Genomic DNA, 15346 nt, shown 5'->3' on the forward strand with positions numbered 1-15346 from the left:
GTTGACTTTCATAAAAATTGAATAATTATGAGAAACTTGTTCAGTTTTGGAGAATTGCCGTGGAGCTGAGTCAACTGCGCATCTTTCAGGCGGTTGCCGAAGAGGGGTCGATCACCCGCGCGGCCGAGCGCCTGCACCGCGTGCCCTCCAACCTGTCCACGCGCCTGCGCCAGCTGGAAGAGCAACTGGGTGTGGAGCTGTTTCGGCGCGAGCGCCAGCGCCTGCAGCTGTCGCCGGCTGGCAAGGTGCTGCTGGACTACAGCGCACGCATGCTGGCGTTGCATGACGAAGCCTTTGCGGCGGTTCAGGGGGGCGAGCCGGCGGGGAATTTCGTGCTGGGCAGCATGTACAGTTCAGCGGCCATTCATCTGCCTGAGTTGCTGGCGCGCTATCACCGAGCTTACCCGGCGGTGAACCTGCAGGTGCAGACCGCCCCCAGCGGCGAATTGCTCGAAGGGCTGCTCAGCGGGCGTCTCGACGCGGCGCTGGTGGATGGGCCGCTGGCCCTGGCCGGGCTCGATGGGGTGCCCTTGTGCGAGGAGACCCTGGTGCTGCTCACCGAGGCCGACCACCCGCCGGTGCACAGTGCCCGGGACGTGGCTGGGCGTGCGGTGTTCACGTTTCGCCAGGGATGCTCGTACCGCATGCGGCTGGAGGCCTGGTACGCCCATGATCGTGCGGCGATGGGGCGGGTGATGGAAATCGAATCGTATCCCAGCATGCTTGCCTGCGTGATCGCCGGGGCGGGTGTGGCGTTGATGGCGACCTCGATGCTTGAAAGCCTGCCGGGCCGTGAACGGGTCACGGTGCACCCGTTGCAGTCGCCGTTCGACCAGACCACCACCTGGCTGATGTGGCGCAAGGGCATGTGCGGGGCCAACCTGAGTGCCTGGATAGCGGTGCAGGAAGCGGTGAAGGGGCAGGTGAGCGATGATGCCGAGGTGGCCCTGCGTGCCTGACTGAAATCAATAGAGAAGTTTTTACCCGGGCGTGATGCTGCACATGGGGCTATGATGAGTTTGTAGCGCCGCCGCCGTACTTCGCGCGCAGATGACCCGTGAGGGGGAGTTATGAGAAACGATCTGTTCAACTGGCTCCACGACCTGGCTGTGGCACTGGGGCTTGTCCCGCCACCCATGCAGCCTGTACCGATCCCTACCGATGAGGAGCAACGCAAACGCCAACCTCGGCGCTAGCGTGCTGCTGAAACCGACGCATTGCGCAATGCGTCGGTATTCTTTTGCGATTTTTCAGCCGTCCCCATTCCCACAAAATCCCTGAAAGGCTTTGGCTTTGGCTTTAGTTCTTGATCTTGATCTTCCCGTCCCCCAGGAGGCCGAATGGAACCTGCGCGTAGTGGGGTGGAGGGCCATGGATGGCCCGTAAAGCGCCGACGGGCAGGGATGCCCGTTCGGCGTGGCCCCACGGAGCGTTGGTGGAATGAGGGGACCCGTAGCGAAGCGTAGGGCCGGATGATGGACGGGAGCGGTTTTGCTTACTTTTTCCAAGAAAAAAGTAAGCCGCTGTAAGAGCGGAAGGGGCCCTTGCTGGCTGCATCCATGCTGGATAAGCCTGCGCTTGCCGATGTTACAGAGCCTATTGCTGACCCAGGCGCGTTGCTGCCTTCGCGGGGCAAGGCCCGCTCCTACAGGTCGTCCATGACCCTCCGCCCCGCTACCCGGGCGGGGCGTCCTATGCCAGATTCACCGCGCCTACCGGCCGACGCGACATCAAACTCACCACCACAAAACTCACCAACCCGATCGCCAGGCTGTAGTAGATCGGCGTATTGGCATCCATCCCATCCTTGAACATGAACACCAGCGCCGTCACGAACCCCAGCCCCATGCTGGTGATTGCCCCGGCCGTGGTTGCACGCTTCCAGTAGATTGCCCCGATCAACGGCACCAGCATGCCGCCCACCAGCAGGTTGTACGCCAGGGTCAATGCACTGATCACATCCACTACCACCAGCGCTATCCCCAGCACCGCAATACCCGTAAGCAAGGTAAACAACCGGTTGATGCCAAGGCTCGACTGCTTGCCGCCACGCAGCTTGGGCAGCAGGTCTTCGGTCAGCACCGTGGAGGCAGCCAGCAAGCCGGCACTGGCGGTGGACATCATCGCCGCCAGGGCCGCGGCAATCACCAGCCCACGGATGCCGTCGGGCAACGCTGACTTCACGATTGCCGCAAACGCATTGTTGGCATTGCCCAGGTCAGGCAGCAGCACATGCGCACACATGCCGATCAGGGCACACACCAGGCCGTAGATCACGCAGTACACACCGGCCGTGGTACCAGCCCGCTGGGCGACTTTTTCGTCACGGGCAGTGAACACGCGCTGCCAGATGTCCTGGCCGATCAGGATGCCGAAGAAGTAGATCAGGAAGTAGGTGATGATGGTGTCCCAACCAATGGTGGTCAGGTTGAAGCTGGCAGCCGGCAGCTTGGCCACCAGTTCGTCCCAGCCGCCCACCCGGTACAGGCAGATCGGCAGCAGGATGAACATCAGGCCCACGGTCTTGATCACGAACTGCACAATGTCGGTCAGGGTCAGCGACCACATGCCGCCAATGGTCGAGTAGACCACCACCACGCCACCACCGAGCAGGATGGCGCCCCAGAACGGCAGGTCGAACAGCACCTGCAGCACGGTGCCGATGGCCAGGGTAGAGGTCACGGCGATCATCAGGGCGTAGGCCAGCATGATCACGGCGCTGGCCTGGCGGGCCATGGGGTTGTAGCGCTTTTCCAGCACCTGGGTCACGGTGAAGATGCGCAGGCGCAGCAGCGGCTTGGCCAGGAACAGGTTCAGGGCAATGATGCCCAGGCCCAGCGCGGCGCACAGCCAGAAGCCGGAAATGCCGTGCACATAACCCAGCTTCACGGTGCCGACGGTAGAGGCGCCGCCCAGCACGGTGGCGGCCATGGTGCCCATGTACAGGCTTGGGCCCAGGTTGCGCCCGGCCACCAGGTAGTCTTCGTGGGTCTTCGCGCGGCGCATGCCGAACCAGCCCAGTACCAGCATGCCGGCGGCGTATATCAGTACAACGAATATGTCCAAGGCCATGGGGTGTCTCCGATTATCTTTATTATGGTGAGATCGATCGCCGGTGGCGTGCGCCAGGCGTCATTCATCCGCAAGCGGGCCGCGTGTACGGCCCGCCGAAAGGCTCCATCCGGGGGTGAAACTCCAGGCCGATGGCCGTTAGCGATGCGCTACGCCAGGCAGAACACACAGCATTTCGTACAACAGGTTGGCGCCGAGCAACGAGGTGTTGCCGGTGGTGTCGTAGGGCGGCGAGACCTCCACCAGATCGCAACCGATCAGGTCCAGCCCCTGGCAGCCACGGATGATCTCCATCGCCTGGATGGTGGTCAGGCCACCGATTTCCGGGGTGCCGGTGCCTGGTGCCCAGGCCGGATCGATGCCGTCGATGTCGAAGCTCAGGTAAACCGGACCACCACCGACCTTTTCACGCACTTCGGCCATCAGTGGCTCCAGCGACTTGTGCCAGCACTCCTCGGCCTGCACCACGCGAAAGCCCTGCTTGCGGCTCCAGTTGAAGTCTTCGGCGGTGTAGCCCTGGGCGCGCAGGCCGATCTGCACCACGCGGTCGCAGTCCAGCAGGCCTTCTTCGACGGCGCGACGGAAGGTGGTGCCGTGGGCGATCTTCTCGCCGAACATGTGATCGTTGACGTCGGCATGGGCATCGATGTGCACCAGCCCGACCTTTCCGTGCTTCTTGTGGATCGCGCGCAGGATCGGCAGGGTGATGGTGTGGTCGCCGCCCAGGGTCATGGGGATCACGTCGTGCTCGAGGATCTCGTCGTAGGCCTCTTCGATGATGCGCACCGCGTCGAGCAGGTTGAAGGTGTTGATTGCCACGTCGCCGATGTCGGCGACCGACAGCGAGTCGAACGGGGCGGCGCCGGTGGCCATGTTGTACGGGCGGATCATCACGGATTCGGCGCGGATCTGGCGCGGGCCGAAGCGGGTGCCGGAGCGCAGCGAGGTGCCGATGTCCAGCGGGATGCCGATGAAGGCAGCGTCCAGGCCGGCGGCGCTGGGCAGGTGGGGAAGACGCAGCATGGTGGCGATGCCGCCGAAACGCGGCATTTCGTTGCCGCCCAGTGGTTGGTGAAGAATCTTGTCCACGGTCGGGCCTCACGGTTTGGATTGTTCTAGTTGTTGGAACCTGTCCGGCCACCCTGCGAACAGGTGCAGCAATGCGCGAGGACAGGTGCATTGGCGCAGAGTCTGCAAAAGGTAGTGCGCCAAGAGAATCGCTACAGGCAAATACTTACTTCAGGTTTTCATGAACTAATGGCGATCAGCGGGTAGACTGGCGCGTATTCGTTGCCCTGTTGGAGCCCTTGCCATGGCCTCGGCGCTGCCTGATCTGAAATTGCTGCGCATCTTCGTCAGCGTGGTACGCCACCAGGGCTTCGCCAATGCCCAGCGCGAGCTGAACCTGTCCACGTCCGCCATCAGTACCTACATGAGCCAGCTGGAGTCGGCGCTGGGTATCGTGCTGTGCCACCGTGGGCGCGGCGGCTTCAGCCTCACCAGCAAGGGCGAACTGTTCCATCAGGAGACCCTGCGCCTGCTGGCCGAAATGGACGGTTTCGAGCAGTACGCGGCGGCGCTCAAGGGCGAGCTGCGCGGCACCCTGAACCTGGGGGTGATCGACTCCACGGTCGGCGATCGCGCACTGCCGCTGGCCGACGCCATCGGTGCCTATAGCCTCGAACACCCGGCCGTGCACCTGCACCTGTCGGTGTCCAGCCCCTACGAACTGCAACTGGGGGTGCAGGACAACCGCCTGGACCTGGCCATCGGCGCTTTCTCCACGCGCATGAGCGGGCTGGTGTATCAGCCGTTGTACCGCGAGCAGCATTGGCTGTACTGCAGCAACCGGCATTCGCTGTTCACCGAGCGGCGCATTCCCGAACAGGTGATCACCCAGCAGCGCATGGTCGGTCGAGGCTACTGGAGCCAGGCCGAACTGGCCCGCCACGGCTTCAAGCACAGCGCCGCCACGGTCGAGAGCATGGAGGCACAGCTGATCCTGGTACTGTCGGGGGCTTACATCGGCTACCTGCCTGAACACTATGCCCAGGCCTGGGTGGACAAGGGCGACCTGCGGGTGCTGTCGCCGGCGACCTTCGGCTATCAGGCGCCGTTCTCGCTGATCATTCGCCGGGGCCGCAGCCGCGAACCCTTGATCCAGACCTTTCGCGACCGCCTCAAGGCGCAGCTCACGCCAGCCTGATCGGATGCGCATGAAAATCTTTTGCGCAAATAGAAGAAAAATCCTTCAGACAAGCCCTACAAGCCCGTAAATGCTCTGCTAAACCTGTTCTTGCTTGTTGAAAATTCCCAACATCTTCCAAGCAGGGATCGCCGAGATGCGTACGAATCTGCCCGTCACTGAGCATGAAAGAACCTTCCCGAGCGATCAGCGCCTGATATCCACCACCGACCTCAACAGCCGCATCACCTACTGCAACGACGCCTTCGTCAGCATCAGCGGTTTTACCTACGACGAACTGGTGGGCCAGCCCCATAACCTTGTACGCCACCCGGACATGCCGCCCGCGGTGTTCGGGCACATGTGGGACACCCTCAAGCAAGGCAAGCCCTGGATGGGGGTGGTCAAGAACCGCGCGAAGAACGGCGATTTCTACTGGGTCAGTGCCTACGTGACGGCCATCTACGAGGATGGCCGTATCAGTGGCTACGAGTCGGTGCGCTCGGTGCCCACCCCGGACCAGATCCGTCGAGCCACGGCGTTGTATGCACGCTTGCGCCAGGGCCGGGGCGCCATGTCCTGGGCCGCGCGTGCAGCGGTGCAACTGGAGCTGGGCTGGCCGCTGGTAGGGGCGGCGCTGCTGTCGGCCGCCGGCTACCTGTGGCTGCCCCAGTACGCGGCGCTGGGCGTGTTGATGGCCAGCCTGCTCAGTGCCTGGTACCTGATCGAGGCCCATCACGACCGGATGATCCGGCGTACCCTGGCCGAGCACCCCAGGGCCTTCACCAGCCCGCTGGTAGCGCTGACCTACAGTGACAACCGGGGCCTGCAGGGGCAGTTGGACCTGGCGATCATCAGTGAGGAAGCGCGCCTGCAGACCGCGCTCACGCGGCTGGTGGACGCCGGCGTCGGGGTCAAGGCACGGGCCACGCAATCGAGCGACCTGTCCGGGGCCCAGGCGCAGATGCTCGACCGCCAGCGCTGCGAGACCGACCAGTCGGCGGCCGCCATTGCGCAGATGGCGGCGACCATCCAGCAGGTCACCCACAACGTGCAGGACACCGCCACGGCGGCGTCCGATGCCGACCAGTTGGCCCGCCAGGGCAGCGACCTGGCACAACGAAGCCTGCAGGCAATGGGCAGCATGGCCGATGCGGTGACCGAGATCGGCCAGGCGGTGAACGAACTGGCCGGGCAAACCCAGTCCATCGGCAGCGTGGTGGATGTGATCACCTCGATCGCCGAGCAGACCAACCTGCTGGCGCTCAATGCCGCCATCGAGGCGGCGCGGGCCGGCGAGCAGGGCCGCGGTTTTGCCGTGGTGGCCGACGAGGTGCGGTCGCTGGCGCAGCGCACGCGGGTCTCGACCGAGGAAATCCACCAGATCATCGCCAGCCTGCGTGCCGGGGCCGAGCGGGCGGTGAGCAGTGCCAGCCGCGGCGAGCAGATCTCGCGTGACAGCGTGCACAGTGTCGAGGCCGTGCAGACCGCGCTGGTGGGCATCAGCCAGGCGGTCAGCCGCATCACCGGCATGAGCCAGCAGATGGCCACGGCGTCGGAACAGCAGAGCCATGTGGCCGAAGACATCAACCAGCAGATCACGCGCATCGCCCAGCTGTGCGACCACAGCGCCGGGCAGGCCAAGCAGGGCGCCGAGATCAGCCAGGACCTGCAGCGCATGGCCGACTACCTGTACAGCCTGGCCGAACGCTTCAATCGCTGAATCCGCGCGTTGACCCAGGGCGGTGAGGTATTTCGCGGGCCTGCTGTGGCACACTTCGCGCCCCAGGAGAACCCGATGTCCAGAATTCACTGCGAGCGCTGCCTGCGCCCACAAACCCATTGCCTTTGCGCGTTGATCCCCCGCCTGGACAGCCGCACCCGTGTACTGCTGCTGCAGCATCCCAGCGAAGTGAACCATGCCTTGAACACCGCCAGGCTGGCGGCGCTTGGCCTGCGCAATGCCGAGTTGCGGGTGGGCGAGGTGTTCGAGGATCTCGAGCAGTGGCTGACGCAGCCGGGGTATCGCACCGGCCTGTTGTTCCCGGGTGAGGGCGCGCAGGCGCTGCAGGCTTATGCTGGCGATGAGCGACCGTGGTTGCTGGTGGTGCCCGACGGCACCTGGCGCAAGGCGCGCAAGTTGCTGCATGTGAACCCTTTGCTGGCAACGTTGCCACGGGTCACGCTGGGGGCGTTGCAGCCGTCGCGCTACCGGTTGCGCAAGGCACCCGGGGAGGGCGCCTTGTCGACCATCGAGGCAGTGACGCAGGCGTTGAACGTGCTGGAGGCGCCGGCGCTGTTCGATGCGCTGCTGCGGCCGTTCGATGCCCTGATCGAGGGGCAGATTGCGGCGATGGGGCAACAGACCTACGAGCGCAACCACCTGCGTTGATGGGCGCTAGCGCTCGCGCAACGCCTCGGTGCGTGCCTTGAGCACCGGCTTGAGCAGGTAATCCAGCACGCTCTTGTGGCCGGTGATGATGTCCACCGTGGCGGTCATGCCCGGGATGATCAGCAACGGTTTGTTGTCCCCCCCCAGGTGGTTCTTGTCGGTGCGCACCTGGATCAGGTAGAACGCGTTGCCCTTGTCGTCCGTCACCGTGTCGGCGCCGATCAGTTCCAGCTTGGCCTTCAGGCCACCATAGATCGTGTAGTCGTACGCACTGAACTTGACCATCGCGGTCTGCCCGGGGTGCAGAAAGGCCACATCCTGTGGGCGCACCTTGGCCTCGATCAGCAGGTTGTCTTCCAGCGGCACGATCTCCAGCAGGTCGCTGCCCGGCTGCACCACACCGCCAATGGTGTTGACCTTGAGCAGCTTGATGATGCCGTGCACCGGCGACACCACGGTGGTGCGGGTGACACGGTCGTCGATGGCGATGCTGGTGGCGGTGATCTTCGAAAGCTCGGTGCGCTTGTCGTTGAGTTCCTTGGCCGCCTCCGAGCGAAAGCCTGCCTCGGATTCCTCGATCTTGCTGCGGATCTCCGCCGCCGCCGCTTCGGCCCGCGGAATCGCCAGGCTGGTGGCGTTCAGCGAGCCGCGAGCCTCCACCGCGCTGCGCTTGAGGCGCAGGATCTCCACCGGCGAAATCGCGCCGGTGCCCACCAGCGGCGTGGACATGTTCAGCTCTTGCTGCAGCAATGCCAGGCCCGAGCGGTACTGCTCCAGTTTGGAGCGAAACTCGGCCAGTTCCTGGGTTTTCTGCCGCAGTTGCTCGTTGAGCGTCTGTTTCTCGCTGGTGAGGCGGCGCTGGCGCGACTGGTACAGCGACAGTTCGTCCTCGGCCACCTGCGGGGCCTTGCTGCGTACCACCTCCGAGAGCTGGAAGGGGCGGCCCTCGGCCTCGGCGGACAGGCGCTCGACCTGTGCGGTCAGGGCATAGCGGTCGGCTTCGCTTTCGCCCTTGTTCGACAGAAAGCGCGTGTCGTCCAGGCGCAGCAGGGTGTCGCCCTTGTTCACCATCTGCCCCTCGCGCACGAAGATCTCGGTGACGATGCCGCCCTCCAGGTTCTGGATCACCTGCACCTTGCTCGACGGGATGGCCTTGCCTTCGCCCATGGTGACTTCATCGAGCACCGCGAATTTGGCCCACACCAGTGCCACCAGCAGCAAGCCTGCCGCCAGCCACACGGTGATGCGCGACAGGCGGGGCGAGTCCTGCAGCGTCGCGCCGGCCAGGTCTGGCATGTACTCGCGTTCGGCAGTCTTGCCGAAGCTGCGGATGTAATCGCCCAGGCCGGACAATGCAGACATGCTGATACCCCTCAGAGTGCAGAGCCGACACGGCCCTTGCGCAGTGCGTCGATGACCGCGTCCTTGGGCCCGTCGGCCACCACCTTGCCGTTGTCCAGCACCACCAGGCGGTCGACCAGGCTGAGCATCGAGGTGCGGTGGGTGACCAGCAGCAGGGTCTTGCCCTGCACCCAGCCGTGCAGGCGCTGGCGCAGCTGGTCTTCGCTGCTGTTGTCCATATGGCTGGTGGGCTCGTCGAGGATCAGGATCGGCGGTTCCAGCAGCATCGCGCGGGCCAGCAGCACGGTCTGGCGCTGGCCGCCGGAGAGCAGCATGCCGCGCTCGCCCACCGGCCGTTCGAAGCCTTGCGGGTGCTGGCGGGCCAGTTCGCTCACGCCGGTCATCTCGGCCACTTCGAGCATGCGCGCATCGCTGACGTAGCGTGCGCCCAGGGTCAGGTTGTCGCGCAGGCTGCCGGCCAGCAGCGGCAGGTCATGGGCCACGTAGCCGAGCTGCTGGCGCAGGTCGGCGATGTCGAGCTGGCGCAGGTCGAGGTTGTCGAGCAGGATCTGCCCCTCTTCGGGTTCGTAGAAGCCCATCAGCAGGCGTGCCAGGGTGCTCTTGCCCGAGCCGCTGCGACCGATGATGCCGATGCGTTCGCCCGGCTTGACCGTGAACCTCACGTTGTCCAGCGCTGCGGCGTTCTGCCCGTTGTAGCGGAAGGTCACCTGGCTGACCTGCAGCGCGCCGTGCAACTGGGTGCGCTCCAGGGTCTGCTGGCCAGCAGGGCGTTCCTGGGGCAGGGCCATCAGCGCGTCGGTGCTGTGCATGGTCAGCTGGGCCTGCTGGTAGCGGGTGATCAGCCCGGCGATCTGGCCCAATGGTGCGAGCACGCGGCTGCCGAGCATGTAGCTGGCCACCAGGGCACCCACGCTGAGGTTGCCGGCAATGATGCTGTACACCCCGGCGACGATGGTGGCCATGCCGCACAGCTGCTGGATGAACAGGGTGCCGTTGGTGGCCAGTGCCGAAAGGTTGCGCGCCTGTACGTCGAGGCGGGTGAGGGCGCCGTGGGTGCTTTCCCACTGGTGCTGGCGCTCGCTTTCGGCCCCGCAGGCCTTGAGGGTTTCCAGGCCGCCCAGGGTCTCGATCAGCAGCGCCTGGCGCAGCGCGCCCAGGCTCAGGCTTTTTTCCACGGTATCGCGCAAGCGTGCCTGGATGAACAGCGCAAAGGCGATGGTGATCGGAAAGGCCACCAGCGGAATCACCACCAGCCAGCCGCCCAGCAGGCCGATCACCAGCAGCATCAGCACCACGAAGGGCAGGTCGATGACGCTGGTCAGGGTCACCGCCGTGAGGAATTCGCGCAGGCCCTGGAAGTCGTGGATGCTCTGGGCGAAGCCGCCGATGGTGGCCGGGCGGGCCTTCATCGACATGCCGGTGATGCGCTCGAACAGGGTGGCCGACAGGATCAGGTCGGTCTTCTTGCCGGCCTGGTCCAGCAGGTGCGCACGCACCACGCGCAGCACCAGCTCGAACAGGGTGCCGAGCATCAGGCCGATGACCAGCACCCACAGGGTGGAGGTGGCCTGGTTGGGCACCACCCGGTCGTAGGTCTGCATCACGAACAGCGGCACCATCAGGCCCAGCAGGTTGATCAGCAGGCTGGCCAGCAAGGCGTCGCTGTAGAGCCAGCGCGACTGCTTGAGGGTGTCACGGAACCAGGCGTTGACCCTGGGCAGCAGCGGTGTGCGCAGGTCTTCGACCTCGTGGCGCGGGCGTGCGAACAGGGCCTGGCCGCTGTAGACGTCGGCCAGCTCCTGGCGGCTGACCCACTGCTCGCCGCCTTCGGCTTCACTGGGCAGTATCAGGGCTTGGTCGTTCTCGCCCCAGCGCCGCAGCACGGCGCTGCGGCCATCGGCAAGCAACAGCAGCACCGGCAGGTTGAGCGCCGAGATCGCGCCCAGCTCGCGGCGCAGTACCCGTGCCTGCAGGCCGGCCCGGGCCGCTGCGCGCGGCAGCAGGTCGAGGCTCATGCGTTGTTCGGCCAGCGGCAGGCCGGCACACAGGCTGCTGCGACTGACCGCAGCGCCGTGCAGCTTGCACAGTATCAGCAGCCCGTCGAGCAACGGGTCATCGAAGCTCTGGCGCGGGTCGGCGGTGCCGGCCGGCTGCATGCTGGTCATGGGCGGCTCCTCGGGCGGTCGAACGTGTTCAACGCAGGTCTGGCAGCGTGGCGTCGCTTCTGACTTCGCTGCGTGCAATGGCCTCCGGTGGCAGCGAGATCTTCTGTTTGCTCAGCAACTCGCCCATGTTGGCCAGCACCCGGTACATCGAGAACTCCTCGGTGTAGCGCACTTCGGTGTAGCGACGGTTGGCGTTGTACAGCTCGTTCTCGCTGTCGAGCAGGTCGAGCAGGGTGCGTTGGCCCAGGCCGAACTGATCCTGGTAGGCGGCGCGCACACGGGTGGTGGTGTCGGCGTATTCGCGTGCAGTCGGGGTTTGCAGGCGCGCGTTGGTCATGGCGTTCCACGACAGCGCGAGGTTTTCGTTGAGGGTGCGCAAGGCGTTGTTGCGGATGTCCATAGCCTGGTTGATCTTGTGCGCATCCGACTGCAGGCGGGCCTTGTCGCTGCCGCCCTTGAACAGGTTGTAGCTCATCACCACGCCGGCTCGCCAATCGCTGTTGGCATGCCCGGGTTCACCGGCGATGTTGTTGTTGGCGCCGGTGGCGAGCTCTGCATCCAGGCGCGGGTAGAACGGCGACTTGGCCACTTCGTACTGTTGCTCGGCGGCCTGGATGTCGGCCTGGGCCGACTTGAGGTAGGGGTTGTTCTGCAACATGGCCTGGCGCGCCTGGGTCAGGTCGCCGGGCATCTCGCCCTTGATCGACACCGGGGTTTCCAGCTCGTCGGGGGCACGCCCGACCACGCTGATGAAGTTGGCTTCGGCATCGGCCAGGTCGACCTGGGCGGTGTACAGGTTATTGTCGGCCAGCGCCCGGCGTGCGGTGGACTGGTCGAGGTCGGCATTGCTGCCCACGCCGCGCTCGCTGCGCAGGCCGATCTGGTCGTTGACGCGCAGGTGTGCCTGCAGGTTGTTCTTGGCCAGGGTCACCAGCTCGCGGCGCTTGAGCACTTCCAGGTACACCTCGATGGCGCGCAGGGCGATGGTCTCGGAGGTGGCCTGCACGTAGTAGGCGCGTGAATTGACCACGGCCTCGGTGCGGCCCACTTCATTGGCGGTATTGAAGCCGTCGAACAGCATCTGGCGCAGGCGCAGTTCGGACTGGGTGTAGTTCAGGGTTTCCTTGTTGTGATTGCGGCTGCCGTCGGCGTTGAAGCCGCGGGTGTTGGTGTTGTCTGAACGTTCGCGTCCGTAGCCGGCCACCAGGTCGACGGTGGGAAAGTAGCCCCCTCTGGCCACCTTCACATCCTCGTCGGCGGACAGCCGGCTATTGATCCCGGCCTTGTTCTCCGGGTGGTAGTCCACGGCGCTCTGCACGGCTTGTGACAAGGACATGGCCTGCGCGTTGGCACAGATCATGGCGAACAGAATCGCGCTGCTGATGGGGGTCAAAACGCGCATGGATGACATCTCCCTGATTTCTTGTGGTCTCTCAATCGCCAAAAAAATGACGAAAAATGGAGGTCAAACCGTTTCAGGCTTGTAACAACAGAGCTAAGAACATTTAACGGCCAACCTAAGAAGTATTTCTCATAACCGATATGCGAAAAAAAACTTATGCGCTGTGCTCAAAGCAAGACATTGTTCTCTTCAGATAGCTCGAAAACAGGCGCAGATGTTGGCCTGTCAGGGCGTCCGATAAAGTTCCTCGTTTTTTGCAGCATTGGGTTTGGAGTGAGCGGAGGAGAGGTCAACGCGGCGAAATATGGCGACAAAATTTTGGCTCATGGCCGATTGCCAGATCGCAGCGTGGCTTAACCGGAGCATGGGCAGGCCGAATGCATTGATTTCGTTGAGATCGGTGCGTGCGGTCGCAAGGTTGTTCTCCGAGTCGGCCGGGCATTGCCCGCGCCAGGTTTCGCGATACCCCGGCACGTGTTTGCGAAAACCTTCGGCAATGGAGGCATGCTCATGGCTAATTTGATCGGTGTGGTCAGCAAGGTTGTCGGCCAGGTATTCGCGGTAGCGGCCGATGGCGGTCGACGTGCCCTGGTGGAAGGCGACCGCCTTTATGCCGGGGAACAACTGGAAACCGGCGCGGCCGGGGCAGTGGCGGTGCACCTGGAAAACGGTGCCGAGCTGACCCTGGGCCGTGACAGCAGCCTGCAGCTGTCTCCCGACCTGCTGGCCAACCATGCCTCGCACGTGAACGCGCCCGAGACGGTGACGCCCAGCCAGGCACAACTGACCGATGTGGAGAAACTGCAGCAGGCCATTGCGGCGGGCGCCGACCCCAGCCAGGAGGGCGAAGCTCCGGCGGCGGGCCCCGGCAACGGCGGTTCGCCAAGCGCATTGGGCGGCGGCCATTCGTTCGTGCAGCTCACCGAGGTGGGAGGGCACCTGGACCCGGTGATCGGCTTTCCGACGGCGGGTTTCAACAGCATCCCCGAGATTCCCGAACCCTGGATTGGCGCGCGGGGTGATGACCAGGGCCCTGGCGGTTTCGTGCCGCCGGTGATCCCGCCGGTTGAGCCGCCCATCGACCACCCGGTGACACTGGACGGGCTGGAGGTGAATGGCGGTGAACTGACCGTGTACGAGAAGAACCTGGCCGATGGCTCAAGCCCCGATAATGGCGCGCTGACCCAGAGCGGCAGCTTTACCGTGCATGCCCCCGATGGCCTGCACACGCTTACCGTCGGGGGCATCAACGTGGTGATCGGCGGGGTGGTCAGTGGTTTTCCGCAATCGATCACCACGGGGCTGGGCAATACCCTCACCATCACCGGCTACAACCCCGCCACAGGCGTGGTGAGCTACAGCTACACCTTGCTCGACAACGAAGCTCATCCCGCTGGCCAGGGCATCAACAACATCGGTGAGAGCTTCAGCGTGGTGGCCATCGACAGCGATGGCAGCAAGGCCACCGGCAGCCTGGACGTGAACATTGTCGATGACGTGCCGCAGGCCAGGCCCGACAGCGCCTCGGTAGTCGAAGGCGGTACCGTCACCGGCAACGTGCTGCACAATGACAGCCTGGGCGCCGATCGCCCGCCGGTCGAGCACACGGTGGTCGGTGTGCGGGCCGGCTCCGATACCTCGACATCGGCCATCGGCTCGCTGGGCGTGAACATTGCGGGTACCTACGGCACGCTGGTGCTCAACGCCAACGGCGAGGCGGTGTACAAGGCCGACCCCAACGCCGTGCCGCCAGCGGGCGCGACCGATGTGTTCACCTACACCATCCGCGATGCGGACGGTGACGAAAGCACCACGACCATCACCATCAACGTCACCGACAGCAAGCTCGTCGCCTGCCCGGACAGCGTCACGGTGTATGAAAAGGCCCTGGACCTGGTCCAGGACCCGCAAGACCTTGCGCCGGGCACAGTGGTGGGCAGCAACCCGGGCTCGGCGGGCGAGACCGCGACCGGAACGCTGGCCGGCTCGGTCGGTGGTGGCTCCGGCGCGCTGACCTTCACGCTGGTGGGCAGCAGCACCGGCGCCTACGGGCAGATCCAGATCAACGCCGACGGCAGTTACAAGTACACCCTGACGTCCGCGCCGCAGGTGGGCGGCGGCAACGACGGGGCCAATGTGGTCACCTCCGAAACCTTCACCTACAAGGCTACCGACGCGCTGGGCAACAGCGTCACCAGCACCATCGTGATCAAGATCGTGGACGATGTGCCACGGGCAGAGTCGGACAGCACCACGGTGGTGGAGGGCGGTACGGTCACCGGCAACGTATTGGACAACGACACGCTGGGTGCAGACGGTGCAGCCCAGGGCGGTGCGGTGGTGGGTGTGCGGGCGGGCGCCGACACCTCGACCTCGGCCATTGGCTCGCTGGGCGTGAGCATTGCCGGTACCTACGGCACGCTGATCCTGAATGCCAATGGCGAGGCGATCTACAAGGCCGACCCCAACTCGGTAGCGCCAACCGGCGCCAAGGACGTGTTCACCTACACCATCCGCGACGCGGACGGTGACGAAAGCACCACGACCATCACCATCAACGTCACCGACAGCAAGCTCGTCGCTTGCCCGGACGATGACATCAAGGTGTACGAGCGCGGGCTGGACCTGGTGCAGGACGCCTGGGACCTGGCGCCTGGCACGGTAGAAGGCAGCGCGCCGACCAGGGCCACGGAAACCTCGGTCGGCAACCTTCAAGGCCGGGTGGGCGGTGGCTCCGGTGCCCTGACCTACAGCCTGGAAGGCAGCGC

Annotated in this window: 11 protein-coding genes and 2 pseudogenes; 7 read left to right on the plus strand and 6 right to left on the minus strand. The window is 64.7% G+C overall.

Annotated elements, in window-relative coordinates; all coding sequences use genetic code 11:
- The first annotated feature begins 59 nt into the window (after positions 1–59).
- Both ptrR and JZZ72_RS28090 read left to right on the plus strand, forming a co-directional pair.
- A complete protein-coding gene (gene ptrR, locus JZZ72_RS10995; RefSeq protein WP_088514513.1) occupies positions 60–959 on the plus strand; it encodes a putrescine utilization regulator PtrR in 900 nt (299 codons plus the stop codon).
- A gap of 111 nt (positions 960–1070) precedes the next feature.
- Positions 1071–1196, plus strand: a complete 126-nt coding sequence (locus JZZ72_RS28090; protein WP_286900691.1) for a PA1414 family protein — start codon at positions 1071–1073, stop codon at positions 1194–1196.
- Positions 1197–1692: 496 nt separating this feature from the next.
- On the opposite strand, the gene JZZ72_RS11000 is transcribed toward JZZ72_RS28090, so the two are convergent.
- Together JZZ72_RS11000 and speB are read right to left on the minus strand one after the other, a co-directional pair.
- Positions 1693–3072 carry a sodium:solute symporter gene (locus tag JZZ72_RS11000; RefSeq protein WP_043864137.1) on the minus strand — a complete coding sequence of 460 codons (1380 nt, stop codon included), beginning with the start codon at positions 3070–3072 and terminating at the stop codon, positions 1693–1695.
- A gap of 138 nt (positions 3073–3210) precedes the next feature.
- Entirely contained in the window at positions 3211–4161 is a 951-nt protein-coding gene (gene speB / locus JZZ72_RS11005; protein WP_043864136.1) for an agmatinase, read from the minus strand.
- 223 nt (positions 4162–4384) lie between these two features.
- Here speB and JZZ72_RS11010 point away from each other — a divergent pair, with 223 nt between their 5' ends.
- From JZZ72_RS11010 to JZZ72_RS11020, 4 genes and pseudogenes are all read left to right on the plus strand, one after another.
- The gene (locus JZZ72_RS11010) at positions 4385–5278 is read left to right on the plus strand and encodes a LysR family transcriptional regulator (RefSeq protein WP_043864135.1); all 894 of its coding nucleotides are present in this window, start codon (positions 4385–4387) and stop codon (positions 5276–5278) included.
- Positions 5279–5414: 136 nt separating this feature from the next.
- Positions 5415–5696, plus strand: a pseudogene (locus JZZ72_RS28240) (PAS domain-containing protein); the annotation flags it as partial.
- 786 nt (positions 5697–6482) lie between these two features.
- Positions 6483–6980 (plus strand): annotated as a pseudogene (locus JZZ72_RS28245) (methyl-accepting chemotaxis protein); the annotation flags it as partial.
- 75 nt (positions 6981–7055) lie between these two features.
- Positions 7056–7649 (plus strand): tRNA-uridine aminocarboxypropyltransferase, encoded by a 594-nt coding sequence (locus tag JZZ72_RS11020; RefSeq protein WP_058541545.1) that lies wholly within the window; start codon positions 7056–7058, stop codon positions 7647–7649.
- Between the two features lie 6 nt (positions 7650–7655).
- Here JZZ72_RS11020 and JZZ72_RS11025 read toward each other — a convergent pair whose 3' ends face one another.
- The 4 genes from JZZ72_RS11025 to JZZ72_RS11040 all read right to left on the minus strand — a co-directional run bounded on the left by JZZ72_RS11025 (position 7656) and on the right by JZZ72_RS11040 (position 13052).
- Entirely contained in the window at positions 7656–9011 is a 1356-nt protein-coding gene (locus tag JZZ72_RS11025; RefSeq protein WP_043864132.1) for an HlyD family type I secretion periplasmic adaptor subunit, read from the minus strand.
- 11 nt (positions 9012–9022) lie between these two features.
- Complete coding sequence (locus JZZ72_RS11030) at positions 9023–11176, minus strand: type I secretion system permease/ATPase (protein ID WP_210014462.1); 2154 nt, start codon at positions 11174–11176, stop codon at positions 9023–9025.
- A 28-nt stretch (positions 11177–11204) separates the two neighbouring features.
- Positions 11205–12578 carry a TolC family outer membrane protein gene (locus JZZ72_RS11035; protein ID WP_043864130.1) on the minus strand — a complete coding sequence of 458 codons (1374 nt, stop codon included), beginning with the start codon at positions 12576–12578 and terminating at the stop codon, positions 11205–11207.
- 225 nt (positions 12579–12803) lie between these two features.
- Positions 12804–13052, minus strand: a complete 249-nt coding sequence (locus JZZ72_RS11040) for a hypothetical protein (RefSeq protein ID WP_153046109.1) — start codon at positions 13050–13052, stop codon at positions 12804–12806.
- A 36-nt stretch (positions 13053–13088) separates the two neighbouring features.
- On the opposite strand from JZZ72_RS11040, the gene JZZ72_RS11045 reads away from it, so the two are divergent.
- The coding region (locus JZZ72_RS11045) for a retention module-containing protein (protein WP_210014473.1) at positions 13089–15346 on the plus strand (2258 nt) is incomplete at its 3' end.

It is taken from the genome of Pseudomonas palmensis (assembly GCF_017848315.1).
Classification (GTDB): domain Bacteria; phylum Pseudomonadota; class Gammaproteobacteria; order Pseudomonadales; family Pseudomonadaceae; genus Aquipseudomonas; species Aquipseudomonas palmensis.